At 66.4% G+C, this 26,853-nt stretch carries 24 protein-coding genes, 2 pseudogenes and 1 riboswitch; of the genes and pseudogenes, 7 read left to right on the forward strand and 19 right to left on the reverse strand.

The features are described from left to right. Nucleotides 1-13: 13 nt before the first annotated feature. The 3 genes from JOF47_RS22225 to JOF47_RS18190 form a co-directional block, all read right to left on the reverse strand. Nucleotides 14-1,405 carry a helix-turn-helix transcriptional regulator gene (locus JOF47_RS22225; protein ID WP_281070250.1) on the reverse strand — a complete coding sequence of 464 codons (1,392 nt, stop codon included), beginning with the start codon at nt 1,403-1,405 and terminating at the stop codon, nt 14-16. Between the two features lie 547 nt (nt 1,406-1,952). Further along, nucleotides 1,953-3,365, reverse strand: coding sequence for a phytoene desaturase family protein (locus tag JOF47_RS18185; RefSeq protein WP_210001039.1), 1,413 nt, complete (start codon nt 3,363-3,365; stop codon nt 1,953-1,955). Continuing rightward, nucleotides 3,355-4,794 carry a glycosyltransferase family 87 protein gene (locus tag JOF47_RS18190; protein ID WP_210001040.1) on the reverse strand — a complete coding sequence of 480 codons (1,440 nt, stop codon included), beginning with the start codon at nt 4,792-4,794 and terminating at the stop codon, nt 3,355-3,357. The genes JOF47_RS18185 and JOF47_RS18190 overlap by 11 nt, the downstream gene beginning before the upstream one ends. Nucleotides 4,795-4,889: 95 nt before the next feature. Between JOF47_RS18190 and JOF47_RS18195 the strand changes: the two genes are divergently transcribed. Then, a complete protein-coding gene (locus tag JOF47_RS18195; protein WP_209995814.1) occupies nt 4,890-5,798 on the forward strand; it encodes an IS982 family transposase in 909 nt (302 codons plus the stop codon). 99 nt (nt 5,799-5,897) lie between these two features. Here JOF47_RS18195 and JOF47_RS18200 read toward each other — a convergent pair whose 3' ends face one another. The 10 genes from JOF47_RS18200 to JOF47_RS18245 form a co-directional block, all read right to left on the reverse strand. After that, nucleotides 5,898-6,851, reverse strand: a complete 954-nt coding sequence (locus tag JOF47_RS18200) for an acyl-CoA thioesterase (RefSeq protein WP_210001042.1) — start codon at nt 6,849-6,851, stop codon at nt 5,898-5,900. Nucleotides 6,852-6,975: 124 nt separating this feature from the next. Continuing rightward, nucleotides 6,976-7,386: a DUF302 domain-containing protein gene (locus JOF47_RS18205; protein ID WP_210001043.1), complete on the reverse strand. Its 411-nt coding sequence runs from the start codon at nt 7,384-7,386 to the stop codon at nt 6,976-6,978. Between the two features lie 159 nt (nt 7,387-7,545). Further along, nucleotides 7,546-8,175: a J domain-containing protein gene (locus JOF47_RS18210; RefSeq protein WP_210001045.1), complete on the reverse strand. Its 630-nt coding sequence runs from the start codon at nt 8,173-8,175 to the stop codon at nt 7,546-7,548. Nucleotides 8,176-8,362: 187 nt separating this feature from the next. Continuing rightward, nucleotides 8,363-9,559, reverse strand: a complete 1,197-nt coding sequence (gene moeB, locus JOF47_RS18215; protein ID WP_210001047.1) for a molybdopterin-synthase adenylyltransferase MoeB — start codon at nt 9,557-9,559, stop codon at nt 8,363-8,365. A 172-nt stretch (nt 9,560-9,731) separates the two neighbouring features. Beyond that, nucleotides 9,732-10,535: a thiazole synthase gene (locus JOF47_RS18220; protein WP_210001049.1), complete on the reverse strand. Its 804-nt coding sequence runs from the start codon at nt 10,533-10,535 to the stop codon at nt 9,732-9,734. A gap of 84 nt (nt 10,536-10,619) precedes the next feature. Continuing rightward, entirely contained in the window at nt 10,620-10,859 is a 240-nt protein-coding gene (gene thiS, locus JOF47_RS18225) for a sulfur carrier protein ThiS (RefSeq protein WP_210001050.1), read from the reverse strand. Next, on the reverse strand, nt 10,856-12,088 hold the full coding sequence (gene thiO, locus JOF47_RS18230; RefSeq protein WP_210001052.1) for a glycine oxidase ThiO: 1,233 nt from the start codon (nt 12,086-12,088) through the stop codon (nt 10,856-10,858). The genes thiS and thiO overlap by 4 nt, the downstream gene beginning before the upstream one ends. A gap of 226 nt (nt 12,089-12,314) precedes the next feature. Further along, the gene (locus tag JOF47_RS18235; RefSeq protein ID WP_210001054.1) at nt 12,315-13,508 is read right to left on the reverse strand and encodes a serine hydrolase domain-containing protein; all 1,194 of its coding nucleotides are present in this window, start codon (nt 13,506-13,508) and stop codon (nt 12,315-12,317) included. Between the two features lie 55 nt (nt 13,509-13,563). Then, nucleotides 13,564-15,216: an amidohydrolase gene (locus JOF47_RS18240; RefSeq protein WP_210001056.1), complete on the reverse strand. Its 1,653-nt coding sequence runs from the start codon at nt 15,214-15,216 to the stop codon at nt 13,564-13,566. Between the two features lie 73 nt (nt 15,217-15,289). Then, a complete protein-coding gene (locus tag JOF47_RS18245; protein WP_210001057.1) occupies nt 15,290-16,558 on the reverse strand; it encodes an MFS transporter in 1,269 nt (422 codons plus the stop codon). A gap of 258 nt (nt 16,559-16,816) precedes the next feature. Here JOF47_RS18245 and JOF47_RS18250 point away from each other — a divergent pair, with 258 nt between their 5' ends. Then, complete coding sequence (locus JOF47_RS18250) at nt 16,817-17,434, forward strand: TetR/AcrR family transcriptional regulator C-terminal domain-containing protein (protein WP_210001060.1); 618 nt, start codon at nt 16,817-16,819, stop codon at nt 17,432-17,434. A gap of 62 nt (nt 17,435-17,496) precedes the next feature. On the opposite strand, the gene JOF47_RS18255 is transcribed toward JOF47_RS18250, so the two are convergent. Both JOF47_RS18255 and JOF47_RS18260 read right to left on the reverse strand, forming a co-directional pair. Continuing rightward, a complete protein-coding gene (locus JOF47_RS18255; protein ID WP_210001062.1) occupies nt 17,497-18,285 on the reverse strand; it encodes a DUF429 domain-containing protein in 789 nt (262 codons plus the stop codon). 206 nt (nt 18,286-18,491) lie between these two features. After that, a complete protein-coding gene (locus JOF47_RS18260) occupies nt 18,492-18,806 on the reverse strand; it encodes a DMT family transporter (RefSeq protein WP_210001064.1) in 315 nt (104 codons plus the stop codon). 11 nt (nt 18,807-18,817) lie between these two features. Further along, nucleotides 18,818-18,883, reverse strand: a riboswitch (guanidine-III (ykkC-III) riboswitch). A 276-nt stretch (nt 18,884-19,159) separates the two neighbouring features. On the opposite strand from JOF47_RS18260, the pseudogene JOF47_RS22550 reads away from it, so the two are divergent. Both JOF47_RS22550 and JOF47_RS18265 read left to right on the forward strand, forming a co-directional pair. Continuing rightward, a pseudogene (locus tag JOF47_RS22550) lies at nt 19,160-19,318 on the forward strand (DUF7800 domain-containing protein); the annotation flags it as partial. A gap of 183 nt (nt 19,319-19,501) precedes the next feature. Beyond that, on the forward strand, nt 19,502-20,788 hold the full coding sequence (locus JOF47_RS18265; protein WP_342592836.1) for an alkaline phosphatase D family protein: 1,287 nt from the start codon (nt 19,502-19,504) through the stop codon (nt 20,786-20,788). A gap of 140 nt (nt 20,789-20,928) precedes the next feature. Here JOF47_RS18265 and lhgO read toward each other — a convergent pair whose 3' ends face one another. From lhgO to JOF47_RS18285, 4 genes and pseudogenes are all read right to left on the reverse strand, one after another. Further along, nucleotides 20,929-22,137, reverse strand: a complete 1,209-nt coding sequence (gene lhgO, locus JOF47_RS18270; protein WP_210001065.1) for an L-2-hydroxyglutarate oxidase — start codon at nt 22,135-22,137, stop codon at nt 20,929-20,931. Between the two features lies 1 nt (nt 22,138). Beyond that, a pseudogene (locus JOF47_RS22520) lies at nt 22,139-22,336 on the reverse strand (aldehyde dehydrogenase family protein); the annotation flags it as partial. Nucleotides 22,337-22,432: 96 nt separating this feature from the next. Further along, nucleotides 22,433-23,542: a TIGR03364 family FAD-dependent oxidoreductase gene (locus JOF47_RS18280; protein WP_210001066.1), complete on the reverse strand. Its 1,110-nt coding sequence runs from the start codon at nt 23,540-23,542 to the stop codon at nt 22,433-22,435. Further along, nucleotides 23,539-24,249: a phosphonatase-like hydrolase gene (locus tag JOF47_RS18285; RefSeq protein ID WP_210001067.1), complete on the reverse strand. Its 711-nt coding sequence runs from the start codon at nt 24,247-24,249 to the stop codon at nt 23,539-23,541. The genes JOF47_RS18280 and JOF47_RS18285 overlap by 4 nt, the downstream gene beginning before the upstream one ends. A gap of 173 nt (nt 24,250-24,422) precedes the next feature. Here JOF47_RS18285 and JOF47_RS18290 point away from each other — a divergent pair, with 173 nt between their 5' ends. The 3 genes from JOF47_RS18290 to JOF47_RS18300 all read left to right on the forward strand — a co-directional run bounded on the left by JOF47_RS18290 (nt 24,423) and on the right by JOF47_RS18300 (nt 26,677). Further along, nucleotides 24,423-24,977 (forward strand): hypothetical protein, encoded by a 555-nt coding sequence (locus JOF47_RS18290; RefSeq protein ID WP_210001068.1) that lies wholly within the window; start codon nt 24,423-24,425, stop codon nt 24,975-24,977. 334 nt (nt 24,978-25,311) lie between these two features. Beyond that, nucleotides 25,312-25,731, forward strand: coding sequence for a hypothetical protein (locus JOF47_RS18295; RefSeq protein ID WP_210001069.1), 420 nt, complete (start codon nt 25,312-25,314; stop codon nt 25,729-25,731). 115 nt (nt 25,732-25,846) lie between these two features. Further along, entirely contained in the window at nt 25,847-26,677 is an 831-nt protein-coding gene (locus JOF47_RS18300; protein WP_210001070.1) for a MerR family transcriptional regulator, read from the forward strand. Nucleotides 26,678-26,853 lie beyond the last annotated feature (176 nt).

Raw genomic sequence — 26,853 nt, forward strand, 5'->3', positions numbered from 1 at the left:
GTGCCGGGAAGGCCTACAGCAGGTGATGCTGGTACGCGTAGGCCGTCGCCGCGGCCCGGGATTCGACCCCGAGTTTGCGCAGGATGCTGCTGACGTGCGTGGCAACGGTCTTCTCCGACACGAACAACCGCGATGCGATGGCCCGGTTCGTCTTTCCGGTCGCCAGCTGCTGCAGCACCTCCAACTCACGACTGGACAACCCGTCGCCGCGTACGCGGGAGCGCACTGGCGCGGCGTCCTGGGCGGCCCCCAGTCGGGTGAGTTCGGAGTGTGCGGCGTCCAGTTCCAGGTCGGCTGTCGCCGAATCGCCCAGGTCCCGGCATGCTCTCCCGATCAGGATACGGGTACGCGCGGCTTCGTACGCCAACTCCAGCTCGACCCATGCTGCCCGGGCTCTGCGCAAGTGCGTCAGCGCCTGCGCAGGGTCACCCTCGGCGAGTAGCACCGAGCCGGTGGCATACGCGGACACCGCACCGAGGTAGGGGCTGTCCCAGCTGCCGGCTATGGTCGAGAGCTCATCCGCGCCGGAGCGAGCAGCCTCGATCGCGCCGGAGACCAGCGCGACGTTGACATATGGCCCCAGCAGTCGTGCACGCGCCACCGGATCGGCACCGGCTTCTTGAAGACCGCGGCGGAGGGCGGCATAGGCTTCCGCAACGTGGCCCTGGGCGAGCCGCAGCTCCGCCAGCCCGGGTTGCGGCTCGCGTCCCCAGATGCGCGCCTGCCGGTAGGCCGCCTCGGCCTCGGGTTCCTCGCCGCGCAACCGGTGCAACTCGGCCCGGACGTAGTATGCGGCCCCGAGAACGGGTTCGCTTCGGGGCCGGGAGAGGCGGTCGCAGGCACGTTGTACCTCGAGGAGCGCCTGCGACCACAATCCCGACAGAAGCATGAGCTCGGCTCGATGGATCAGACATTGGCCCCGGTAGAGGACCAGCCCGGGCTGGTCGTCGCACCATCGGCTCAATGCTTCCGTCCACTCTTGGGCCCGCCGGACGTCGAACGCCTCTTGGCAGCCATCGATCACGGTGCAGTACAGGTCTCCCATTGCCCCCGGGGAGACGACGGCCGGCGAGACGGTCGCCATGGCCTCGTCGAGTAGAGTCATGCCCCCGGGGATGTCACCGGTGTGGATCAGGCACCGCCCGTGGCCCACCCGGGCGAGCGCCGCCAGCTCCCGGTTGCCGAAACGGTCTCCAAACGAAGCCGCATTACTGAATCCGGCTTCGGCACCCGCAGGATCTCCTTGGAACACGCGCCGCAGCGCAGCGGCGTAGACGACGTAGCCCTCTTCGACGCAGTCGATCCCGACACTGTCAAGCAGTCGCTCGGCACGATGTATCCAGCCGCCACCACGGGCGAGGTCGCCGTGGTTGAGGAGCACGAACGCCAGCCAGAACGCGCACATGACTGCTCTCCTCAGGTCTCCCCCACTCTCGTGGGCAAGATACGCACGTTCCCAGCCTGCGACACTCTCGTCCAGCCGGCCCACAAGAAGTGCTGCGGTTGCAAGACGCTCCAGATCGGACGCGCCCAGCAAGGATCGCTCGTCGGCAGTCGCAAGTTCAGTGAAGGCGTCAGCCCAGACCCGCTGCTCGAACAGCGCGCGGCCCCGATCGGCGTGGGATGTCATGCCCCTATTCTGGCCCTCCGTCGTGGGTGCGTCGATCCCCGGCGGCACCCGCTGCAGGCCCGCCATCCTCCGGTCCTGATCCGCTCCGGCAACCAAAGGGTTCGGTGCGCGCCGCACGGGAACACCGTCATTGCCAGTGGTTTCTGCCCGCAGGATGGCACCGTTCAACTCCATCAGGCATGGCACAGACAACACGAAGTGGCCCGTACCCCTGAAACTTCCAGTACCGCACTGATTCTTCAGGTCAAGGTATGCCAACTGCATGCATGCATCCGGCCGTATGGGAGTATCCCTATGCTTTCACCTCGCGGAAGCGTGGCACCTACGCCCGGATACCGAACTCGCGGCGCAGCGCGCTAAGAGCGGCGAGGTGGCCGTTCATGCCGTGGACGGCCGGACCCGGCGGGGTGGAGCTCGACGCCAGGTAGAGCCCCTTGGCCGGGGTGGCCCACGCGTCGGCCGAGAACACCGGGCGCACCAGCATGCCGAGCATGTCCGTCATGCCGCCGGAAATGTCCCCGCCCACCAGGTTGGGGTTCTGCGCCTGCAGGCCCGGGGCCGTGACGGCCTCCGAGTATTCGACGGTGTCGGTGAAGCCGGGGGCGACGGCCTCCAGCTGCCTGCCGATCGCCGCCGTCATGTCGCTCGGGTCACCGTTCGGTACGTGGCAGTAGGCCCACAGCACGTGTTTGCCCTCCGGGGCGCGGCTCGGGTCGAAGCGGCTGGGCTGGGAAACGATGACGTAGGGCGCGCCGGATGCGACGGTGCGCGCCCGGCGTTCCCCGCGGCCGATCTGTGCGGCGGTCCCGCCCAGGTGCACGGTTCCCGCATCGGCAAGTTCGGCGTTGGCCCACGGGACCGGGGCGTTGAGCACGTAGTGGACGACGCAGGACCCGGGGGCCCGGCGCGTTCCGGTGAGCCGCTTGGCATACTTCTCCGGCAACCGGGCACCGGCGATCCGCGCCATGGACTCCGGCGAGGTGTCAAAGAGCACCGTCTTTTCAGGGATCTGCGCCAGGTCCCTGACCTCGGTGTCCAGCTCGATGCTGCCGCCGGCCTCGGTGAACATGTTCGCGAGCGCGTCGGAGATGGACTGGGATCCGCCGCGCGGGATCGGCCACCCGGCCGAGTGCGCGGCGGCGGCCAGGAAGAGGCCGGCACCGGTTGCCGAGGGCCCGCGTCCGCCGCCGGCGGTGTGGGCGCCGCAGCCGGCAATCATCGCGGCCGCCAGCTCCCCGGTGCCGAGCCGCGGGACCATGAGTTGGGCCGCGCGCAGCCCGAAGGCCGCCAGCGCGCCGGGGTGCCTGGGAAGGCGCAGCAGCGGGTGCAGTAGCATGTCCGCCGTGGCTTCCATGCGCTCGGCCACGGGGCCAAGAATCCGCCGGTAGCCGGGGCCCTCGGCGCCCAGGCCCGCCACCGTCCGGTCCAGGTCGCGCCAGGCGATGCCGGCCCGGCCGTCGGCCAGCGGGTGGGCAAAGGAGATCTCCGGGACGGTAAAGTCCACGTGCCGGCGCAACCCGATGCTCTCAAAGAACGGGGAGACCAGGGACATCGGGTGCACCGCCGAGCCGAGGTCGTGCACGGCACCGGGGTAGCCGAGTTCCCGGGTCCTCGCGGCGCCTCCGACACCGGGATTCCGCTCGATGAGCCTGACCTCCAGCCCGGCCCGGGCCAGGGTCAGCGCGGCGGCCAGCCCATTGGGGCCGGCGCCGATGACCGCCGCATCAAACGCCACGGCGTGCTCCCAGGACAAACTTGTCCGGCGCACCGGCAAAGGCGCCGGCCTGCGGGTCGAACTGCCCCACCCTGCGCACCGGATCCAGTTCCGGCCTGAACATGGATTCACTGACCCGGTACATCAGGTAGCCGGTGGCCACCATGTGGGCCAGCACGGCCATGACGTAGAAGGAAGCGGGGAACGTGTTGGAAGGCTTGATGTCCGCGGTGGAGGCGTAGAGGTACATCCAGATGGCCCAGAAGTGCAGCACTTCGAAGAGCTGCCAAATGAGGAAGTCCTTCCACTTGGGCCAGGCCAGGGCGGCCAGCGGGATCAGCCACACCACAAACTGCGGCGAGTAGACCTTGTTGAACATGACGAACGACGCCACGATCAGGAACACCAGTTGGCTCAAGCGCGGGGCCACCGGCGCGCGCAACCCCAGGTAGAGGATTGCCGCGCAGCTGGCCACAAAGAGTCCCATGGCCAGCACGTTGATGGCACTGGCCTCGAGCGTGGCCATGCCCGGGACCACCGCCGCGGTGACGTTCCAGATGTGCCAGAAGGAGGAGAGCCCGGCGCCGCGGTCCTCGGTGAAGGTGAAGAAGTGCTTCCATGCGTCGAAGTTCACCACCGCGAAGGGCAGGTTGACGGCCGTCCAAGACAGGGCCGCCCCGCCCAGGGACACCCACAGCGGCCTGTAGCGCCCGGTGCGGATGGCCAGCACTATCACCGCGCCGAAGAAGAGTATGGGGAAGAGTTTCATGGCTGTGCCCAGCCCGATCAGCACCCCGGCCAGGAAGGTGTTTTGGCGCGACCACGCGAGCATCGCCAGGGCCAGGAAGGCCACGGCCCACATGTCCCAGTTGATGCTTGCGGCCAGGATGATGCCCGGTCCCAGCGCGACCATCGCCGCGTCCCAGGGACGGCGCCCGGCGGTGCGTGCCGTGGCGATCACCACCACCATCCAGAGGCCCACCATCAGCAGGAAATTCACGTCGAAGAATGCCAGCGCCCTGTCATACTCCCCCGCGGGGATCAGCGCGGCGGTCAGCGAGGCCACCACCGACATGAGCACCGGGTACTCGAACTCGGCCCCCGTGGCGAACGGGGCAAAGGGGTTCTCGGCGAACCCTCGGGCGTGGAAAAGCGCGGTCCAGTCCGAGTAGCAGGCCCACTCGTAGGAGTTGGTGCCGCCCCAGCCGTTCATGCGGCAGGCGTTCTTCGAGGCCACGGCCAGCAGCGCGGCGACCACCGTGAGGATGATCAGCACGCGTTCGACGGTGAAGAAGCCCGGGCTGATGCGCCCGGGGCTCGAATGCCTGCCCAGCGGCCCGCCAATGACCTCGGTGAATTTGCGCAGGAACGCGTCGCTGCGGCTCGGCACGGTGATGCGCACCGGGCCAACGCGTGGTTTCGGGGGGCCTTGGGTAGGGGTGTGGCTCATGGATTTCAGCCTAGATGATTGATTCCAAGGGGTGACAGCGCAGGCAAGGGTGTCCAGACTCGAATTACTACCCGTATCGACCTTGGACGGTTCCGATGGACAACGACCTGGACACCCTTGCAACAGCACTGTACGCCTCGACGGACGACTTTTTGAAGGCCAATCCGCAGTTGCTTCCGTGGCGTCCGGCGGTCGGTTTGCAGCCGAGGATCACCGACGCGGAACTGGTCACCGTGTCCGTGCTCCAGGCCTTGCTGGGCTTCACCTCGGAACGCCGCTGGCTTCGCCATGCGAGGGCTGACCTCTGCGAATGGTTCCCACACCTGCCCGAGCAATCCGGCTACAACAAGCGCCTGCGGCACCTGGGAGAAACCCTCCAAGCCGTGATTGCCTACCTGGGCCGGGACACCGGCCTGTGGGCCGATGGCATCTGGGTGGCCGACTCCACCCCCGTCGAATGCGGGCGCTCCCGCGAGACGGCGCACCGCTCCGAGCTGGCGGGGTTCGCCGAATACGGGTACTGCGCCTCGCATTCACGCTGGTTCTGGGGCCTGCGCCTGCACCTGTTGTGCACGCTGTCCGGGCTGCCGGTGGGTTTCGCGTTGACCGGCGCGAAGGCCGACGAACGCGAAACCCTGCTGGGGATCCTGGACTCCATGCCCGCCGGGATCGGGGCCGGGCAAGTGATCCTGGCGGACAAGAACTACTACGGCAGGATCTTTGAACAGGACCTGGCCGAGGCCGGCATCGTCCTGGTGCGGCCCACCCGGCAGGGCGAGCGGCGACGACCGGGCAAGGAATTCCTGAAGCCATTGAGACAGGTCATCGAGTCAATCAACGACACACTCAAGGGCCAGCTGGACCTCGAATCACAAGGCGGGAGAACCATTGCCGGGGTCACCGTGCGGGTCCTGCAGCGGATCCTTGCCCTGACCGTGGTGATCTGGAACAACCAAAACACCGGCAGGCATCCGCTGCGCTCGTTGACCGCGTACGACCACTGATCCCTTGGAATCAATCATCTAGTTGGTCGACCGGCCATAGGCTCCAACCGAACGCCTGTGGCGCTGCCCGAGGACGGCGCCACAATGTTCCTACGGCGCTTAGTACCCTCTCGCCTTGGCAAAGCGCAGGGGTGCCAGCTCGGCCCGCCTGCGGACCAGGTCCAGTGCGTGTTCATCGAGGCGGATGTCCTCGTCGCTGCGGAGCACCAGTTGCGGCACCTCGGAAGCGTGTCCCGAGTCGTCCCGGGTGACAAAGATGGTCATGCATTGGGTGGTGTCCCGCCACTGCGTCCCGCTCGGGTCCTTCGCCCGCACGTGGACGACGATGTGCATGGAGTGCGGTCCGGTGTGGATCAGCCGGGCCTCGAGTTCGACGATGTCGCCGATGTGGATCGGGGTCAGGAAGTGGATGCCCCCGGAATAGACGGCCACCGCGTCCTTCCCGCACCAGCCCATGGCACAGGCCCGGGCCACCTCGTCGATCCAGCGCATGACGATCCCGCCGTGCGCGTTCCCACCCCAGTTCACGTCCGTCGGGGCGGCCAGGAACCTGAAGGTCTCCCGCGGAGTGGTGCCCGCATCCGTGTAGGACTGGCCGAACATGGCATCGCGGATCGCGGCCCGCCCGGCAATGCGTTCGGAGGCGTCCGATCCCAGTTGCGCAGTTTCGGCGTCGGCCGGCTCAAAGTGCGGGATCTGCTTGGGTCTGCGGTCTTCGTCCATCGCGACAAAAACCAGGATGCAGTCCATGGCCGGGCGGAAGATGCGTTCGCGCACGTCGGCGGCGTCGACGGTGACAACCACCTGCATGCTGCTGCGCCCGGTGTAGACGATGCGTGCGGTGACCTCGATCAGGTCTCCGTTTTCAATGGGCCGTGTGAAGTGCACGTTCCCGACGTATGCGGTCACGCAATAGCCGCCGCTGTAGCCGACGGCGCAGGCGTACCCCGCCTTGTCGATCCATTCGAGCACGCGTCCGGCCTGGACCGTGACGCCGTCCTCGGAGACATCGGTCGGGGCAGCCAGGAAGCGCAGCGTCATCACGTCGTTCATGGGCCAATCCTAGCCGCGAGCCCCTCCCCGGCATGGAATGTTTCGTCGCAGGACCGCCATGAACGGTGACCCCGAACAGGGTCTACGTTCATTGGCCCGCAGGTGTCGGCTTCGAGGCGAGGGCTCAGCCGGCCCGCACCCGCTCAAGCGCCGCCTTCAACCGGGTGTCCGCATCGTCGGCGATCTCGCGAATGGCCGGGTTGCCGCTGATACCCGCCAGGACCAGCGCGTCGATGGCTTCTATCGTCGTCTCGGTCGCGCCCCGGGCCCTGCGGACCACCACGTTGAATGGCAGCAGCGCGCCAAGTTCGAGTTCGGTGAGCAGTCCCCGATTCGCCAGATGCGGGTTCCAGGTCCCCAGTATCAGGTAGTCGCCGATCCTGTCGGCCGATTCCCCGCTGATCTCGGCCGTCAGGTCGGCGCACACATCGATCTCGGTGAGCACACCGAGGCCTTGGCGTCCCAGGGCCTCCTTGGTGCGGACCACTGCCTCCTCCCACTCCAGTGGAACGGTGATGCTGTGCGTGTAGCCCATGGCCGTGGTCCTCTCGCTAATGCAGTGCGTTGCGCGTCGGCTTGCCGGTGTTGCGGCCCAGCCTAGCCGCGTTCCAGGGCGCTGTCTGCCCCCTCGGGGACGCACGCGCCTGCGGCCGTTTTCCCCGCGGATTGTGCGGACCAAGTGCAGGATCCAAGTTCACCTGTTGCGGTGATGCCAGTTGGGGATATGCGCCCGCGGCCACAGGCGGCCGATCAGGATGAAACCCAGCCAACACATTGCATTGACCAGCAGCATGCCGGTCGACGGTGCCGAGGCCACCAGGATCATCGCCAGACCCATCGTCACGGCCGCCAGCCCAAGAAGAACCAGCAGGCGCGGCAGGTTGAATCCGGGTCCGACCGAATTCCCGGGGTCCGGGTCTCCTTCCCGCCAGGACGACCGCGTCGTGCCTAGCTGCGGCACCGAGCCCGTCGATGCGGCGGCAGGGGGAAGCCCGACCGGCAGGGATGGACGGCTTCCCACGGGCGGCAACGGCAAAGGTGCGCGTCGCTGCCCGGGCACCCGCGGTACATCGGGTTCGGGAATCCGTTGCGGGGCAGACCCGTGTTCGACCGCTGCGTAGGCCCCCGCGGGTGACGGGTGGGTCAGCAACCAGAAATCGTAGTCGAACCTACGATCCGGGTCTCCCACAACGTACCAAGCGTCCATGATCCGCTCGGTTAGCTCCGCATCGGCGCCATGGCGCAACAATGCCAGCCGTGCGGCGGACTCGATCTGGTTGGGGGACGCGGAACGCCCGACTCCCAGGCACTGGTAGTGATCCACTAATTCTCCCCGGGGAAACTGCCATCAACTCTCCCAGAGTTGCCCAAAAGAGGGCCATGCGCAAGAGGAACAGGGAGGGAAATATTTCCCCGAAACGGTGCGGAACTGGCCGGGTCATCCCGTTTTGGGCGGCCGCACCCGTCGTCGGTTGCCTGTCTCAAGGCCACCCCGAAAAACGGGCAAGGCCCTACCTGTCCACTGCGGGGAAAGCTAGCTGCCAGGCGTCGATCCCACCCTCGAGGTGCAGAACGCCGCCGTAGCCGGCCGCTGCCAGTGTTTCCAAGGCCTGGCCGGAACGTACGCCGGCCTTGCAGTGCAGGATCAGCGGAACGTCCCGCGGGATCCGCCCCAGCGACGACCCGTCCGTGATGCCACCCGCCGGGACCAGCACGGATCCGGGGATGCGGGCGATCTCGAATTCCACAGGTTCGCGCACGTCGACCAAGACAAAGCCGTCCTCACCTGCCTCCCTTCGGGCCAGTCTGGCGGCCAGCTCGTCGACGCTGATCAGGGCGTCGTTCGCGGCAGCCTGGCCGGCCGTTTCCGCGAGCCCGCAAAAGGTTTCGTAGTCGACAAGTTCGGTGATGGGCTCCGATTCCGGGTCCTTGGCAATGCGCAGCTCACGCCAGCGCGAGGAAAGCGCGTCAAAAACCAGCAATCTGCCCAGCAGCGTTTCGCCGACACCGGTGATGAGCTTGACGGCCTCGGTGACCATCATGGCCCCGATGGATGCGCACAGCATCCCGAAGACGCCGCCCTCGGCGCAGGATGGAACCGAGCCCGCGGCCGGCGGATCCGGATACAGGTCCCGGTAGTTGGGTCCGACCCTGTCCCAGAAAACGCTCACCTGGCCGTCAAAGCGCAGGATGGAACCCCAGACATACGGTTTGCCCAGCAGCGCTGCCGCGTCATTGACCAAGTACCTGGTGGCAAAGTTGTCCGCCCCGTCCAGGATGATGTCGTAGTCCGCAAAAATTTCAAGCACGTTTGAGGAGTCCAGCCGCACGTGATGCAACCGGACGGCGACCCCCGGGTTGATTTCCGCGATGGAATCCCGGGCCGACTCCAATTTGCTGCGTCCGATGTCGCTAATTCCGTGGATGACCTGGCGTTGCAGGTTGCTCAGTTCCACGGAGTCGTCGTCAACGATCCCGAGGGTTCCCACGCCCGCCGCCGCGAGGTAGAGCAGCGCCGGGGACCCCAGCCCGCCCGCCCCGATGACCAGTACCCTGGCATTGCGCAGCCGCCGTTGTCCTAGGAGGCCGATCTGTGGAATCAGCGCGTGCCGGGAGTATCTTTCGAGGTCCTCCGATGAAAGGGGCGGCCCGGGCTCCACCAGTGGAGCCAGTTCAATAATTTCGTTATGGGCAGAACGGTTAGTCATTGATTCTCGATTCCATTGGTTTTTTTGCGGACCGACATCATGGTTGTTCACTGTTAATAACTCGTTATATTTTCCGCTCACAAACGATAATTTTCTGTACACTCTTGGTTACAAAAGAACATTGATGATCGTCGCAAATTGGATTATCGCGTCGATCGACTTCCCGGAAAACCTACAGGCGCACTCGCCCCTCCATGGCGGAGGAGGCCAGGGCGTGCTCGCGCTTGGGAATGCGCCCTGCGGACGCGGCCAACCGACCGCCGATCACCGCATGCTTGAAGGCCTCTGCCATGCGAACCGGGTCCTGGGCGCGGGTCACGGCGGAAGCCAGCAACACCGCGTCGCACCCCAGTTCCATGGCCAGCGCCGCATCGGAAGCAGTGCCGATCCCGGCATCAAGGATCACGGGAATCCCGGCCCGTGCCACGATCAGTTCGATGTTGTGCGGGTTCAGGATGCCCAGCCCGGTGCCGATCGGTGCACCCAGCGGCATGACCGCGGCGACCCCGAGCTGTTCCAGGCGCAACGCCAGCACCGGATCGTCGTTGGTGTACGCGAACACCTTGAAGCCGCGGTTCACCAGCTGTTCGGTGGCCTCCACCAGCTCAACCGCATCGGGAAGCAGCGTGTGCTCGTCCGCGATGACCTCCAATTTCACCCAGTCCGTTTCCAGCGCTTCGCGGCCCAGCTCCGCAGTCATGAGTGCCTCGCGGGCGGTAAAGCAGCCGGCCGTGTTCGGCAGGACGCGGATGCCGTTTTCAACCAGCAGGTCGAAAAGGTTGCTTCCGCCCACCGTGCCGGCTCCGGGAACGCTGTATCGGCGCATGGCCACGGTGGTCAGTTCCGTGCCAGAGGCGACCAGGGCCGCCCCCAACCCGTCAAGGCTCGGGGCGCCGCCGGTGCCCATGATGAGGCGGGATCCCAGCTCAATGCCGTCGATGATCAGCGGGTCCGTCTGTGTCAGTACTTTGGTCATGATGCGTCGCTTTCTTTCAAGGAGGGGTGTTTGGGTGGCCGGGAGGATGGCCGGGGTGTGTGGACTGGCCGGCGAACGGGCCGTTCAGCCGCCCTGCACGGCGGTGACGATCTCCACGGAATCATTGCCAGTCAGCCCGGTGGAGCCCCACTGGCTGCGCGGAACAATGTCCGAGTTGAGTGCGACGGCCACGCCCAGCCTGCCGCCGTCGGCGGGGTGTCCGGTGGGCAGCAGGGTGCGCCCGGTGACCGCGGCGACCAGATCGGCCACGGTGTTCGCGCCGGCCAGGGGTCGGGTGGCGCCGTTGAGTTGGATGGTGCTCATGAAATCTCCTGTGGGTGAAGGGCGGGTGAGAAGCGGTCGGGGCGGAAGTGTGCCCAGGCAGGGTTGCTCCGGCCGTCCAATAGTTCGGTGGTGATGTGGGCGGCAATGGGGGCAAGCAGCACACCGTGCCGGAAGAACCCGGTGGCGATGACCAGCCCGGGCACCTCGGTCCCCGCCGCACCGGCCACGCGGCCCAGAAGCGGCGCGTTGTCAGGCGTGCCGGGCCGCGCCCGGGCCGTGGTCTCCAGGAGTTCAAGCTCGGCCACGGCGGGCAGGAGCACTTGGGCATCCCGCAGGAGCTGGTGCACTCCCCCGGCGCTGACGCCTGGGGCTCCGTCCTCCCGCGAGGTGGCCCCGATGACCACGGTGCCGTCGTTGCGCGGGACCACGTACACCGGAAGCCCCCGGACCAGGCCCCGCAGCGTGGCCGTGGTCAAAGGCCGCAGGCTTTCCGGCACGCGCAGCCGCAGGATGTCCCCATACACGGGCCGCAATGGAAGGGCCAGGCCCTCTGGAAGACCCGCCACGTCTGCGGCGCCGAGCCCGTTGGCGAGCACAGTTTCCCCCGCGCGGACCTCGCGTCCGTCCTCCAGCAGCACGCCGGCCACGCGGGAACGGGTGTCATCGGGATCCTCGTGCAGCAGGGCGACGGCGCTGGCGTGAACGAGGGTCCGCCCCGGGTGCGGTTCTCCCCTGGCGGCGGCGACCTCGGCAAGCCGCGCAGCGATTGCGGCGGCCACGGCGCGCGGATCGACTTGGTGGTCCCGGGGAACCAGGTAGGCAGCTGCAAGGTGCGGGGCCAGCATCGGTTCGCGCGCACGGGCTTCCCTGATGCCCAGCCGGGTGGTTTCCAGCCCGTGCCGTTGCTGGGCCTCGCACAGGTCGGCAAGCGCCTGCCGGTCCGCGGCGTCGGCGCCCAGCACCAGCGTCGGCGTGCTGCGCAACCCGGTTTCGGCGTGGGAACCGCCGGAGAGCGACGCGGCAAAGCCGGGCCAGCGTTCCGCGGAGGCCAGCGTCAGCTCCAGCAGGTCTTCTTCCTGGTAGTGCAGCTCGCTGACCGGCGCCAGCATGCCGGCGGCGGCAAAGGTGGCGCCGCTGCCCGGTGCGGGGTCGATGACCACCACCCGGCGACCGGTGCGCTGGGCTTCCCAGGCGATGCCGAGGCCCACGATTCCGCCGCCGATAACGGCCACGTCGGTGGTGATGGGGTCGGGCATGGTGCACGACATTGAGGCTCCTTCCCTACGCCGGCATGACCCGGATCAGGTTCCACACCCTCCCGTATCGGGAAGGCGTCTGTCGGTCGGCGCTTACGGCGCCCTCTCAGCCAGCATCACTGGCTCCCGCGGTACGAAACCCAGTGTAAGGGATATGAGCCAGCTCACCGTCGCCCATGACGTCACACCGCTTCGACCCGCCGGGGAACCCGCCGCGCTGCGGCCCGCATGTCCCCGGTCAGTTGCCCGTGGTTGCGGAGGTGGCCAGGAGGTGCTCGTTGATCGCGCCGAACATCGCTTCCGCCGCCGGACCCTCGAACGGGTCCACGGGAAGCGCGGTCGAGGAGAGCTTCACCCCGACCACGCCGCTTGCGCGGTTGATGTAGATCGTCTGCCCGTGGATGCCCAGGCAGAAGGCCGCGTCCCGGTCCCCCGAGGGGAACCAGAACTGGCTCCGGTACATGCCCCCGGGCATGTCTTCCGCATGGTCCCCCGCGGCGAATGCCTCCGCCGAGTCCGTTCCTCCGGCAAAGATGTCATCCACCCAGGCGCTGTCCAACACCCGTTGCCCGGTCAGCGACACCCCGCCGTTCCGGATCATCGCCCCGAACCGGACCAGGTCGCCCAGCGTGGCGCAGATGCCGGCGTCGAACACGCCGGTGCCCTGCGCGTCCTGGACGAGGTAGGCGTCGTTGCAGGCGCCGATCCTTGACCAAAGCAGCTCCGTGGCCAGCTCCGCGAACGGCTTGCCGCCGGCTTCCTCGCAGAGCGAGCCGAGCACGTCGGTCTCGCAGCTACGGTAGGCGAAGCTGCCGCCGTGTTCCCGCTCGCTTTCCAGGCTCCGCAGGAATTCCTTGAGCGTCGCGGGGCCTCCCGGAACCGGCGGCGCCCAACCGATCGCCTGGTCGAGTTGCCGGACCTCCGATGCCGGGTCGAGGTACTCCTCTGAGAACCTGATGCCGCTGCGCATGTCCAGCAGGTGCCGCACGGTGGCGCCCTCGTACCCGGTGCCGCGCAGCTCGGGGATGTAGTGCTCGATCCCCCTGGCCAGGTCGATGGCGCCGGAGCCGGCCAGCGAACCGACGATGCAGGACACCAGGGACTTGCTCACCGACATCAGCAGGTGGCGGGTGTCGGCGGCCATCTCCCCGAAGTACTCCTCGGTGACCAGCCGGTCCCCGTGCAGCACCGCCCACGCGTCGGTGCCGGTCAGCGCCAGGATCTCGGCGACGCTTAGGCTGACGCCGCCGGGCAGCGGCACCTCAAGGGCCCGCAGCTCTTGCGGATGCCGGGCGAGTTCCGCCGCCGGGCCGGCGGCGGCGATGGTTGCGCTCGGGAAGAGCCGGTCCATGTGCTGGAACGACCAGCGCAGCTGTTCGGGTTCCTGCCATTGTGCGGCGGTGGGGCGGTGCTGGTCGGTGGCCTCGGTCATGGGTTTCTCTCTGCTCGGGGGCTGGTTCAAATTCGGGGTCGCGCGGCGCGGCGCGCTAGCCGGCCAGACCGGATGCGGAGAGTTCCGCGTCGTAGGCGTCCTGCCCTGCCACCACGGTGCGCAGCACGCGGGCGGTGAGCAGCACGTCGTTGCCCTCGATGAAGGGGTCCGCGTCGATGACCGCGAAGTCCGCGGAGTATCCCGCGGCCAACCGCCCGTGGGTGGCGCCGTCGCCCACGGATTGGGCGGAATCGCGGGTGGCATGGATGATCGCGTTGGCCAGCGGCAGTGCCAGGTCCGGCTCGACGGCGCCGCGGGAGGGATCCAGCGCCGAACGCCGGGTCGTGGCGACGTACAGGTTGGGCAACGCCGCGTGGGGTGCCGTCGGCGCGTCGGAGGAGAAGGCCAGCAGCGCGCCGGCGGCCTCGTACTCCGGCCAGGCGAAGCCGCGCTCGGTGCGCTCGTCCCCGAGCATCGCATCCCAGTTCTCGCGCACCGCCGAGTCGGTGTGCACCGGCTGCATGGACGCGGTGACCCCGAGCTGCGCCATGCGTTCGGCGGTGCCGGGCGCGGCGTATTCCAGGTGCTCGATGCGGTGGCTGCGTTCCCGCGGCCCGTTGAGGTTGATGGCGTGTTCGATCGCGTCCAAGGCAATGGTGCTTGCCGCGTCGCCGATGGCGTGCACGGCGACCTGCAGCCCCGCGGCATCCGCCGCGGCGAGGACCGGCTTGAGCTGGTCCAGCGGCCAGATCGGTCCCTCGTTGCCGCCGTCGAAGTATGGTTCGTGCATGGCTGCGGTGCAGGCGTCGATCACCCCGTCGGACACGAACTTCACGCCGACCACCCGGAAGCTCGGGCCGAAGTCGCGGGCCGCCAGCTCGGCCGCGCGCCGCACCTGGGCGGTGTTTGCCGCCTCGTCCCCGGTGTTGGAGATGAACCAGTGCGCCGCCAGGCGCATGGGCAGCCGGCCACCGTGGCGTTGCAGCGCGCGCTCGAGCGTGGCCAGGCCGATCTCGTCGAAGGCCATGTCCACCGCGCCGGTGACCCCGGCGGCAAGGTACGCCTCGAAGACCCGGTCAAGGCCCGCATCGCGCTCGGCGTCGGTGGTCACCGAGGCAAGGTGCGGCCAAACGATCTGCTGGGCTGCGGTTTCCAGCAGCAGGCCCGTGGCGTCCCCGTTTTCGTCGCGCACGATCCGCCCGCCGATCGGGTCCGGCGTCTCGCGGGTGATGCCCAGCTCGGCCAGCGCCGCGCCGTTGACCCAGCAGGAGTGGTAGTCGTTGTTGTCCAGGTAGACGGGCACATCGGGGACCGCCGCGTCGAGCATGGCGGCCGTCGGCCGGCCGTCGGGAACCGAGTCGAAGAGCCAACCGCGGCCGAGCACGCGTGCGGCCCCGGGGGCCGCCGCCCGGGCTGCGGCGAGCCGGGCCTGGATTTCCCCCACGGTGCGGGCCGAGGTGAGCTCGACCTTGGCCAGGGCCTCGCCGGTCATCAGCAGGTGGGTGTGCGAGTCGATGAAGCCGGGAACCACCAGGCGGCCGTCAAGGTCGACCCGCTCGGCGCCGGGGCCGGCGAGGGCCCGGGCCTTGGCGGAGGTTCCGGCAAAGGTGATCTTCCCGTTTTCGACGACCAGTGCCTCGGTCCAGGACGCGTCCGGGTCGGTGTCGGCGGTGAAGATGCGGGCGTTTGTGTACAGCGTGGTGGTCACGGCGGAAACTCCTGGGTGGTGGGATTGTCTGTGGATGGACGGGTTGGTTGACGGCTGGATCGGGGCGAAGGTCCTACGGGGCGAGGGTCCCCGTTGCGAACGACGTCGCCTCTTCGGCCTGACCCTCGGCCGGCGTCACCCGGTTCAGCCGCGTAGAGAGCAGCGCGATGGCGACGGTCGGGACGGCCAGCACCATGCTGGCAATGCCCAGGAAGACGGTGAAGCCCTGGTTACCGAGCGCGGCCAACAGCCCTGCGCCGATCACCGGGGTCAGGCTGGAGCCGACCAGGTAGACGGCCAGCAGCGGGCCGGACCAGCGCCCGTCGGCCGAGAGCGCCGCGGCCACCGCCACGAAGTACATGAACGCGATGGCGTAGACGGTGTTCCAGGCGATGAACAGGACGATGAACGCGGTGGGGTCGGTGGCGAATCCGGTGGTGATCTTCAGGGCGCTGCCCAGCAGCATCAGGACGGCCAGCGGGACGGCGCGTCCCAGCTTTCCGCCGACGATCATCAGCAGCACCGAACCGATCAGCCCGCCGGCCGTGGCTCCGCTGAGCGCCAGGCCCAGGCCCTCAGGGGTCACCCCGGCCTGGGATTCGCCGAGCACCCCACCCATAGCCCAGAGCGAATCCTCCGTCACCGCCCAGAGCGCGAAGACCACCAGCAGGGTGAAGCCGGCGACAGTCACCAGCCTGTCCCCGGACCGCGCGGCCGTGCGGCCGGCGTGCAGCGGCACGGCCTCGGCCATTGCGGTCGCGGCCTGCGGGGCCTCGGCCGGCACCTGCGGCAGCCAGGCGCTGAGCACCAGGCCGATCAGGCTGAACAGCGCCAGTGCGCCGAAGACGTTGATCGGGGCGAGCCCCAGCACCGGCAGCACGGCAAGCACCACGGTGATCACCGCGCGGTTGGCCAGCCCGTTGAACCCGGCAACGCGGTCCGGGTTGATGAACGCGGCGAATGCGGCGCCGGAGGCAGCAACCGCACCGCCCGCCCCCGCGCCACCGATCAGCAGGCCGGCGATGATCACAGCCGGGCTGGGGACCAGCGCGGCGGCACCGAAGGCCAGCAGGCCCAGAAGCAGCCCGCCGCGGGCCACGGAAAGCCGGGAGCGCCCGACGCACAGCGGCGCGACGGACAGGCCGACGATCGCGGTGGCCAGCAGCACCCCGGTGACGATCCACCCGGCGGTGATGAAGTCGACCCCGATGGACACCTCCAGCGCGGTGATCATGTACGGCGACAGGTTGACACCGAGGTAGCCGGCGATGGCGATGGCAAAGGTGGCCGAGGCGCTGGGCAGCCGCAGGGGGATGCGGCCTGCGTTGGGAGCGTGGGACATGGCGGGGTCTCTCCAGGATTCTGACACTGATGACGTGGAAACGGCGAGCGGGGAATGCGCCGAGGGGGCTGCACTCACGTAAACTAACGGTGTTAGTTTTAACGATTATGACTGCCGTCACACCATTTGGGAAGACCCCCGCTGGAATTCGCCGGCCGCCCTGCCCGGCACTGCCCCCGCGGTGTCCTAGGCTGGGTAAGCCGGCGGGACACCACCCGCCCACGACCGACTTGCCCCCGACCTCAGGATTCAGCCCCCATGGCACGACCGCACCGTCCCGTGCTCACGGCGGAAATCATCGCCGACGCAGCCATCGCGCTCATCGACTCCGGGGAACCCTTCGGGGTCAACGCCCTGGCCCGGGCTCTGGGCGTCAAACCGCCCTCCCTCTACAACCATGTCCAGGGGCTTGAGGCCATCATCGAATTGGTGCGCGGACGCCTGGCGGACCGGTACATGGCGGATCTGCCCGTCAACGCGCCCTGGGACGAGACCATCGAATCGATCATCCGTGCCGAGCGAGTCATGTACACCTCGCACCCGCACGTCGTGCCGCTGATTGCCACCAGCACCGTGACCGACCAGCAGGCCATCACCGCCTATGACTCCATCGCCTCATCGCTTGTCGACGCCGGTTTCCCCGACGACGAAGTGCTGGTGCTCGTCCAGCTTTTCGACGCATTCGCGCTCGGGTCGGGTCTGGATTACGCGGCGCCCGATGCCGTCTGGCGGCCCGAGGGGGAAACCCGAAACCTGGGGCGGCTCCTGGAGCTCGAGCCGCGCGGGAAGGTGCGCAGCAACCAGGCCTTCGAAATCGGGCTTTCGATGCTGCTGGACGCCATGCGCGTCCGGCTGGAGGGGCACCAGCAGGACTAAGGCCGGCTGGTGTGCCTCATCAGTGGGTCACTCCTTCGCTTCGGCTGAACCCTCGGATTCAGTCACCGGCAAGCCTGCGGCTGCGATGGGTGCTTGAAATGCGCAAAGACATCCCCCAGATGACCGCTCGGAAGATGGATCCAGCCCTCGCTGCGAGCACTGCTGGCCAGAGACGGATCGACACCATAGGTCGAAGCAACCGCCACCGCCCGGGCAGTAAGCGAAGCAATGACCGCGTCCAAGAGATCGTCAGAGGCCACCATCTTCTCTTCGTGTGATCCCAACTGAAGCCACGGAGCTTCGACTTTCAACTGCTCGACCAATTCGCGCCGCGCCAAGGTTTCGGCTGAACCGGTTCCCTTGTACTTGGTTGCCTTGAATCCCCATAACTTCAGCGATGCCGCTGGATAAACCTCAGCCAATTTGCCCGCACCGTCACGCGACTGAGTTCCGTGCACCTGCCCAATCTTCGCCTGAATTGCCGCACACCGCATTGCGGTGTGTCCAAGTCGATCGGCCGAGACGCTAAGTGGTCTGATTCCCGTGGTCGCAGTGACGAACCGGTCAGTGGCACGATAGGCGAGACGCCGTCGACCCACCAGCCCATCCTGTTCGAGCACCGTCTGTGGATCGTTCAGTTGATGACCAATCAGAAATGGGAGAAGCGCTTCCGGCCAGCCAAGCGGGCAATCGATTCCCGTGACGTCTGTTGTCCCGAAAAGATCAACAATTTCATCGTCGGTGACAGCAAGAGACAGATGAGTTAGTGATGCATTTTCACCGGTCCAATGGATGGCGGCAACCGCCGTTTTCTTCGGGTCGGCCGCAAGATCTACACCAAGTGTCTTCATGCTCCACAACCCTACCGATGCCGACCCATGGCTCCAGGATTCCGGCGGACCTGCCTGCGTTCTGGACCTACGTCAATGAGGATTTTTCGAACGTTCGCCAGAGCCTTCGTCGACGAGTCTTGCAGAATGGCACCATTCGCCGACCGGCCATATTGGAAACCTCTCAAGGGGGCGGGGCGGGACACCCGCCCGGGGAAAGCTGCCTTCTAGTGAAGGGACTTGAGCCCCACCACGCCGCCGACAATCATGACAAGGAAGAGCACTTTCAGCAGCGAAACCGATTCGTCACCCGTGGCCATGGCATAAACGACGGTCAATGTCGCGCCGATTCCGACCCACACCGCGTAGGCGGTGCCCACCGGAAGATCCCGCATCGCGTATGCAAGTCCAAGCATGCTAAGGATCAAGCCCACCACAAAGACGATGGACGGGGCCAAGCGGGTAAAGCCCTCGGATTTGCCCAGGGCGGTGGCCCAAACGGCCTCCAGAACACCGGAAATAACAAGTACGAGCCAGGACATGACAGTCTCCTAAAGGGCCGTCTTGTCGCACACCGGGTACGGCACCCATCGTCCGGATCCCCTGTCATAGGGTCTTCCTTCTAAGGTCGCACACCCCGCGGCCCGATGGCAACTTCTCTGGTCGACCCGAGGGTACCCGCGAATCGGATGCTTTTGGCTGGGCTTCGGAACCGAGACCCCGGGGCCCACTGCCCGGGCGCCAGCACCAAGACCGGAAACCGGTCTATGGCAATCGGTTTCGATGTGCCATTCTGTGTTCACCGGCACCACCATAGGCGGGAAAACCAATGATCACTGGACCCACAGCGGCGGGCAACCAACCCGAGCCCGCAGTTGGGCTACTGCTCGGGCCGATGGTCCGTCACGTGGACGATACTTGCGCCAGCATTTGGGTCGAAACCGCTGCGGCCTGCACTGTCGAGGTCCGTTGCGGCGAGGACGCTTGGCGGGCCATGACCTTTGCTGCGCACGGCCACCACTACGCTCTCGTTGAGGTGTCCGGGTTGACTACCGGAAGCGTTCGCCCCTATGCCGTACATCTGGACGGAGCCCTCGTCTGGCCCGTCGATGATGGATTTCCGGATTCGATGATCGTAACCTTGGACCCCTCCAAAAAGCCACGGCTGGCTTTCGGTTCTTGCCGTACCAGTGTTCCTCATGATGAATCCGGAAATCGCACACACGGCATCGACGCGATGCGTGCCTATGCCCTGTCCATGGCCGGGCCCGAGCACGGCCGCTGGCCCGATTTGGTGCTGTTCCTCGGCGACCAGGTCTATGCGGACTCCACCAGCGAAGAGATGCAAGATTTCATCCGCAAGCGCCGCAACATCAAGGAAGAGCCAGGGGCCGAGCTGAAGGACTTTGAGGAATACGCCCACCTGTACCGGTTGGCTTGGTCGGACCCGGCCAACCGCTGGCTTCTCTCAACCCTGCCCAGCGCCATGATTTTCGATGACCACGATATCCGCGACGACTGGAACTCATCGCTGAGCTGGAAACAAGAGATGCAGAAGACCAGTTGGTGGCACGAACGCATCGTTTCGGGTCTTGGCTCGTACTGGATCTATCAACACCTCGGCAACCTCTCGCCCAAGGAACGGGCAGTGGATCCGCTGTGGCGGCGCATCTCCGGCCACGCAGGTCCCGGCGAATTGGATCTGACCGCGGACTTGGACGCGTTCGCCGAGCGCGTCGATGCCGTGCCTGAAAGCTACAGGTGGAGCTACTACCGCGACTGGGATCAGGTGCGCCTAATCGTGGTGGACTCTCGGGCCGCCCGCAAGCTCGAACCCGAGCAGCGCGGCTTGCTCGACCCTGCGGAGCTTGCGTGGCTGGACGAGCGGATGCGGGGCGGTTTCCGCCACCTGCTGATCGGCACGTCACTGCCGTTTCTGCTGCCCATGGGTCTGCACCACGTGGAATCCTGGGACGAAGTTCTCTCCACGGGCAAACGAGGACGCCGCCAGGCATGGCTCGGTGAACGGTTGCGCCTGGCCTTGGACCTTGAACATTGGGCAGCGTTCCAACGCAGCTTTCAGGACGTGGCCCGCTTCGCCTCCGAGGTCGCCGACGGCAAACGCGGGCCCGCCCCGCAAACTGTCACGTTCCTCTCGGGCGACGTGCACTTCTCCTACGTCTCCGAAGTCGAGCGGGAGAACGGCAGCAGGATCCTGCAGGCGGTCTGTTCGCCAATCAGAAACCCGCTTCCCCGGTTCCTTCGCTACTTTGCCGCAGCAATGGCCTTTGGACCCGCAGTCCCGTTCGGGGCCTGGATGGCGCGGGTCGCGAAGGTGCCAAATCCCCCGTTTCGTTGGGACGTGATCAAGGGCCCCTGGTTCGACAACAACCTCGCAATCCTGGAGGACACCGGCGATGGGCTGGCACTGAGCTGGCTCACCGGTGTGGTTGAGGATGGGGACCAGATGCACCCGAGGTTGGACAGTGTCGCCGAGGCAACCCTCGAGGCGCGGCGGAACTGAAGCCGTCGCCGGGGGCCGCGGCCCATGGTGAGCCCGCACTCCGGCAAGAGGTCCCCGGGGCATCGCTGCCACCACCCCACATTGCGGCTTCATGCCGCACGGCCCACTCCTCCGCAGACCCCTTGAGCCGGTGGCTTGGGCTACAGCTGGACGTTGACCTGCAGGTAGTTCTCCAGGATGTATTGGGCAATGGACAGGCTCGAGGTCGCGGCGGGCGAGGGTGCGTTGCGCAGCAATGTCACCGGCCCCACCTGGTCGACGGCAAAGTCATCCACCAGCGACCCGTCCCTCCCCCAGGCCTGTGCCCGGACGCCGGCTGAAGCCTTGGCCGCGAGGTCCGCGGGCTTCAGCTCGGGGATGAACCGCTGGGCCTTCCGGTAGGAAAGGGACTTGATCAGTGACCCGCCGATCTCATCGATGCCCATGCGCCAATGCCGCTTCGCCAACGGAAGGGCACCTGGCCACCGCAGCGATTCCAGGGTGTCCCGAATCGAGATCGTGGACCAGTTGTAGCCCTCGCGGGCCAGCGCCGGCACGGCGTTGGGGCCCATGTGCACGTCGTCATATACGCCGCGGGTGAAGTGGACACCCAGGAAGGGGAACCGCGGGTCGGGCACCGGGTAGACCATGCCCTTGACCAGGTGGTTCGCCGCCCCCGACAAGTGCCAGTATTCTCCGCGGAAGGGCAGGATCTTGGGCGAAGGGTCGCCTCCGACCATCCGTGCGACCAGGTCCGATTGCAACCCGGCACACGCTATGACCCTGTCGAAAACCCCATCGGAAACCGGGGTGGTGACCCGCACCCGACCCCGCTCGATTTCCAGTGCCGTGACTTCCTGGCCCAACAGGATCGTTCCGCCCGATGCCCGCACGTCCTGCGCCATGGCCTCGGTGATCGCGGCGTAGTCGACAACCGCGGTATGCGGCGAGTGCAGGGCGGCCACACCCGCAACATGCGGTTCGATCTCGCGCAACCTGGCGGAATCCTCGATCCTGACGAGCCCGGGAACCCCGTTGGCGCGGGAGCGCTTCTCGATGTCGGCCAGCGCCGTTAGTTCGGAGTCGTCAAGGGCCACCACCAGCTTTCCGAGCTCGCGGTATGGCAGCGACTTTTCCAGGCAGAATTCCTTGATTGCCACACGCCCCGCGGCGCATAGCCGGGCCTTGAGCGAACCTTCCGCGTAGTACAGGCCCGCATGCACAACCCCCGAATTGTGGCCGGTTTGGTGCTCGGCCAGCCGGTCTTCCTTTTCAAAGAGCGTGACCTCGCCGGTCTGGCGTTGGGCAAGGGCCCGCGCCAGGGCCACCCCGATGATGCCGCCACCAATGATTGCTATTCGTTCTGTCATCTCACGTCGTCCTTGTCGCAGCGGTTTTGACCCTCACATGGAAGAGCAGGGCCTCCGGCCATTGCTCCTTGAACGGCGACCCCGATTCCTTGAAACCTCCGAAGCGGTGGTGCACGTCCTCTCCGCTGGTCGGCCGGGTTTCCGAGACGTGGCCAATGCCCACGGCGTCAAGGAAACGATAAGCGCATTCGAGGCTCTGTGTGAAGACGGCGAAGGAACGTGGCGTTAAACTCTGCGCAGGTCAGGACCCCGGGGAGTCCGGACCTGCGCCGCGTTTGGCGGTCCGGCGCCGTTCCTAGAAACGGTTGAGTACCGACTCGGCAAAACCCATTCCGGTGCTCATGCCGGTCCCGTTGGTCACGCAGGCGATCAACACCCCGGGCTTGGGCTCCCGCACGAAGAAGGCCTCCTTCTTGGAGAAGGCGTACTGCCCGTGCCAGCGCTGGCGAACGGTCAGCGGGGCGCCGAGCAGGCGCTCGAATTCGCGCAGGAGCAAGTTGTCGAGCTCCTCGTCCTTGAACGGGTCGTGCGTGTGCGCGTAGGCGTGCGTATCGCCGATCACGAGCCTCCCGTTGGGGCGCTGCGACATCTTCACGTTGACGAATGCCTCCATCAGCTCGGGGCTTTCCCGGTGCATCCGTTCACGAATGCTGTCCGCGGCGTCGCAGGTGGCCAGTCCGCCGTAGCGCAGGACCGCGGTGCCGGTGAGGATCACCGGGTCAAAGTGGCTTCCCTCGGGGGCATCGACCTCCAGCATGTGCAGCAGGCAACGCTCGATTTCCGCTTCTTCCGCAAGGTCGGGGAAGAGCCTGTCGGTGTCGTGTCCGGCGGCGACCACGATCTTCGAGGCGTGCACGTCGCCGCGGCTGGTCTGGACGATTCCGGAGTCGATCCCGGAGACCTGGGTGCGGTACCGGAACTCGACGCCCTGCCCGGCGAGCCAGCTGGCGATCGACGGGATCGCCTCCACCGAATTCACCCGCAGGTCGTTTCCGCAGAATGCGGCCCCGACAAGGGAAGGGTCGCGGATCGTCGCAACGTCCCGCACCTGCCCGGGGGTCAGCAGTTCAACTGCGTCGCCGCGGTCCCCGGCGAACCGGTTCAGCAGCTCCCATTCGTCCTCGGCACGGGCAACGATCAGCGTCCCGGCCTCGCGAATCCAGAAGCCTGCCTGTTCGGCCAGCCGCAACCAGTGCTTGCGTCCGGCCAGCGCGTAGTCGAGGCCTTCGCCTTCCTGGGTGGTGATGCCGACGTGGCCGAAGTTGCGGATCGAGGCGCCCACGGGCCTGTCGTTTCGCTCGATGACCACGACGCGTTGGCCCTGCTCGAGGGCCAGCGCCGCGTGCGCGAGGCCGATGACCCCGGCGCCGACGACGGCGAGATCGAAGTGGGAAGCGCCGGTCACTGGACGGCCGTCAGCACGTCGGCACGAACGCCAAGCAGTTCGGGCAGGTCGCGGACGTCGCAGACGTGCGTGTGCGGGAAGCCGGCCAGGTGTTCGGCGCTTTGCGCACCAGTGGTGACGGCAATGACGTACTTGGCGGCGGCGTTCATGCCCGAGGCCAGGTCCAGCTCGGTGTCGCCGGCTGCGAGGACCTGCTGCGGGTCGGTGACTCCGGACCTGGCCATGGCTGCCTGGATCATTTCCGGGGACGGACGTCCGGCCTGGACATCGTCGGAGGTGAGGAGGAAGTCCACCTGGTCATCGGCGCTGCGCCCCACGGTCCACCCGATGGCGTCGAGGATCAGCATGGCGATGGAGCGGCTGAAGCCGGTGGTCAGTGCCACGGTCATGCCCGCGGCCCGCATCCTGTCAATGGCCTCGGCGACGCCCGGCAGTGCGACCGGCGGCGTATCGATGTAGCTCTGGGTCAGGCGGGCGCGGAACAGTTCGTAGAGGCGTTCCACTTCCTCGGGGTCGGCTTCCCCGGTGAACGTGTCAAGGAAGCCGGCGATGGCCTCATGCTTGTTGGAGCCAAGAGCCGGACGCAGCTGTTCCTCCGAGATGGTGACCGAGAGCGCGTCCTCGATGACGGCCTTCAACGATGCATACACCGCACCGCCTTCGTCGACAGTAGTGCCCGCGATGTCAAGGGTTATCAAGGTAACCATGTGATGATTCAACTTTCTCAACGATGGGGCGGACGGTGGGACCCGTGCCGCGCCTCAAGGGTAGGCGTCGAGGTTCACGATCCGGCGACGCCGGGGAAAACGCCAGGTGAACGCCGCGCAAAAATCCGCCCGGCCATCCTTCCCGCACCACGGCGCGGGCTAGGGTGATACCCATGCCACTGCTGAACGTCCTGACGCTGGAACCGCAGGAACCGCAATTCGTTGCAGGCGCTTTCCCTGCGGCCACCAAGCGGGCGCTAGGGAACGAAGCCCGTCGCCTGGACATCGTCATCGATGGGCGGCCATTGCGCCGTTTTTGGCGCGAATGGGAGCAAGTGGACGCGGATGCGCAGCTTGATCTGCCAGACCTGGTCACGATGCTTTCGCGTTCAACCGGACGCTGGGCTCGAAACCAGCTCAGCAGCCTTCGTGGGGCCGCAGCCGGCGAACGCCCTTGCCGAGCGGAGCTCTTCTATTGCCCCGTTTGCTTCGACGTTTCCGATGGCATCCTGACCGTCGAGATCGCCCGAACCGGCGAGTCCGTTGTCTGGAAGGACTTCGGCTGGCGGGACGAATACGATGACGGCGGTGAGGAAGAAGCCTTGCTCGCCGGCACTCCCGTATTCACCTTCGATGCCACCGCATATGATGTCGCCATTGAGGCTGCGGCCGAGCACTTCAGTGTTTGGCGAGGCGGTTTCAATCGACCGTTTCGCCCGCGGATATGACTTCGCACGTGCATGGCTCCCTGGTCACGGGACGCGCCGAATTTCCGGCAATGCGGAGGAAACGCGGTTCTGGAAGCAGAAGAGGCAGCCGGCCCGTGCAAGGTGCTTCTCATCCACGTTGGAGTTGCTGAAACCGGGAACGGAATCGTCCTGGTGAACGGTTCGAGTCAAAAGTCGGTGATGGGTTTCGAAAACTCGGCCATGGATCCAAGCCAGAGCGGCAAATTCCGAACCTGAGATGCCGCTTTCAACCATTTCGGGGTTGCTTTGCGAGGTTGGTCGGTGCCATGTGGGGCTACGGCTGTTTCCGGTGGATCGCTCGTATAGTTGACGCATGCGTCGCGTAAGAGTGATGGTACCCCTGTCCATTGCGGTGTTGGTTGCCTGCCTTTCCCTGGTCGCGTGGGCGTTCTTGGACAACGTCCGTGCCCTGACCCTTGATGTGATCATGACGGATGGCGATGGCGATGGCATCGATGTCACCACCAACCCAGTAGAGATCACGAACCGGGCCTGCGGAGTCGCCGTGGATTGTGTTGAGGCGTATTCGACAGCCGAGGCAAACTACTACCGTTTCTCGAGCAGAAAACGAGCCTCCGACTTCGCGGCGACCCTGGACGACGGTTTTCACGTCCACTACATGGTGATGGATTTTGCCGGCAAGCATGATGCATCGAAAGAACACCAGCTGTGGGCCATGGAAGGTCTGGCCGGAACTTGGAACGACTACGAAGGCACTTTCCCCGAGCGTTAGGCCTTCCGCTGAACCGGAAGGCTCCACCGCTTGCACATTCACAGCAAACAACACGTCAGGTATCTAAAACAACGAAAGTTGACACTGCCCTAGGGGCAACGTTCAGGCTGGAAGCATGAACCGAGAAAACCTGCTGGGCATAGGCGCCTTTGCCGAATCGACAATGCTGTCTCCCAAGGCCTTGCGCATCTACGACGAGCGCGGACTGCTGGTACCCGTACTGGTCGACCAATTCAGCGGGTACCGCTACTACGCGCGGGAGCAATCCAGCCAAGGACGGATCATATCCATGCTCCGGGCCGCAGCCATGCCGTTGGATGCGATTGCCGCGTTCATGGCCACCGTTTCCGATTCCCCGGAAGAGGCCTTGGACCAACTCCTCGAGCACGAAGCGGCGGTTCGCAACAACACCGATGCCATCTCCACGTTGCTCGCCCAGGTGCGGGCCCACCTGACAGGAAACCCCATGGAAAACGTCACCTCCATTCTCGAACCCGAACGCCACCTGCTCTCCGTCATGCTGCGCTGCACCGTCAGGGACCTGGACGAGGGCATCGAAAATCGGCTGGAGCGGCTCCATGCCATGGCCCGGGACAACGGGCTGAACGTTGTCGGTCCGCCGTTCGGGATCTTCCACCGGGAGATCACCGAAGACTCGGACGGGCCGCTCGAAGTGTGTCTGCCGGTTGATTCCATCACCGAGCTTTCGCCCGATCAAGCGGCCGACCCGGTGCGTAGTTACCGGCTGGCCGGCGGACGCTACGCGAGCGTCACAGTCAGCGGGCCCGAAACGGACTTCCCCGCCATCCTTGCCGCCTACGACCAGGTGTGCGGATGGATCGAGAAGGCGGGAGGCACCCGGGTTGGTCCGCCCCACGAGATCTGGCACGTGCTGCCGTGGGCGGCGGAGCCTACGGAAATGACCATCGCCTGGCCATTCGCCTGAGCCTGAACGGCCGCCCCGCCCGACTCGGATCGCGTGGCCAAGGTTCCGTTCTTCACCGAAAACCTCGCTTTCGAAGCACACCGCGCAGGACTCAGTCGCCGGCCTCGTCCCGCGATTGCACTGCGGTATGCATGCTGCTCGGTCCGGTGTCGATCAAGCACGCCCGAAGTTCCACG

The organism is Paeniglutamicibacter kerguelensis (assembly GCF_017876535.1).
In the GTDB taxonomy this organism is placed as follows: Bacteria; Actinomycetota; Actinomycetes; order Actinomycetales; family Micrococcaceae; genus Paeniglutamicibacter; species Paeniglutamicibacter kerguelensis.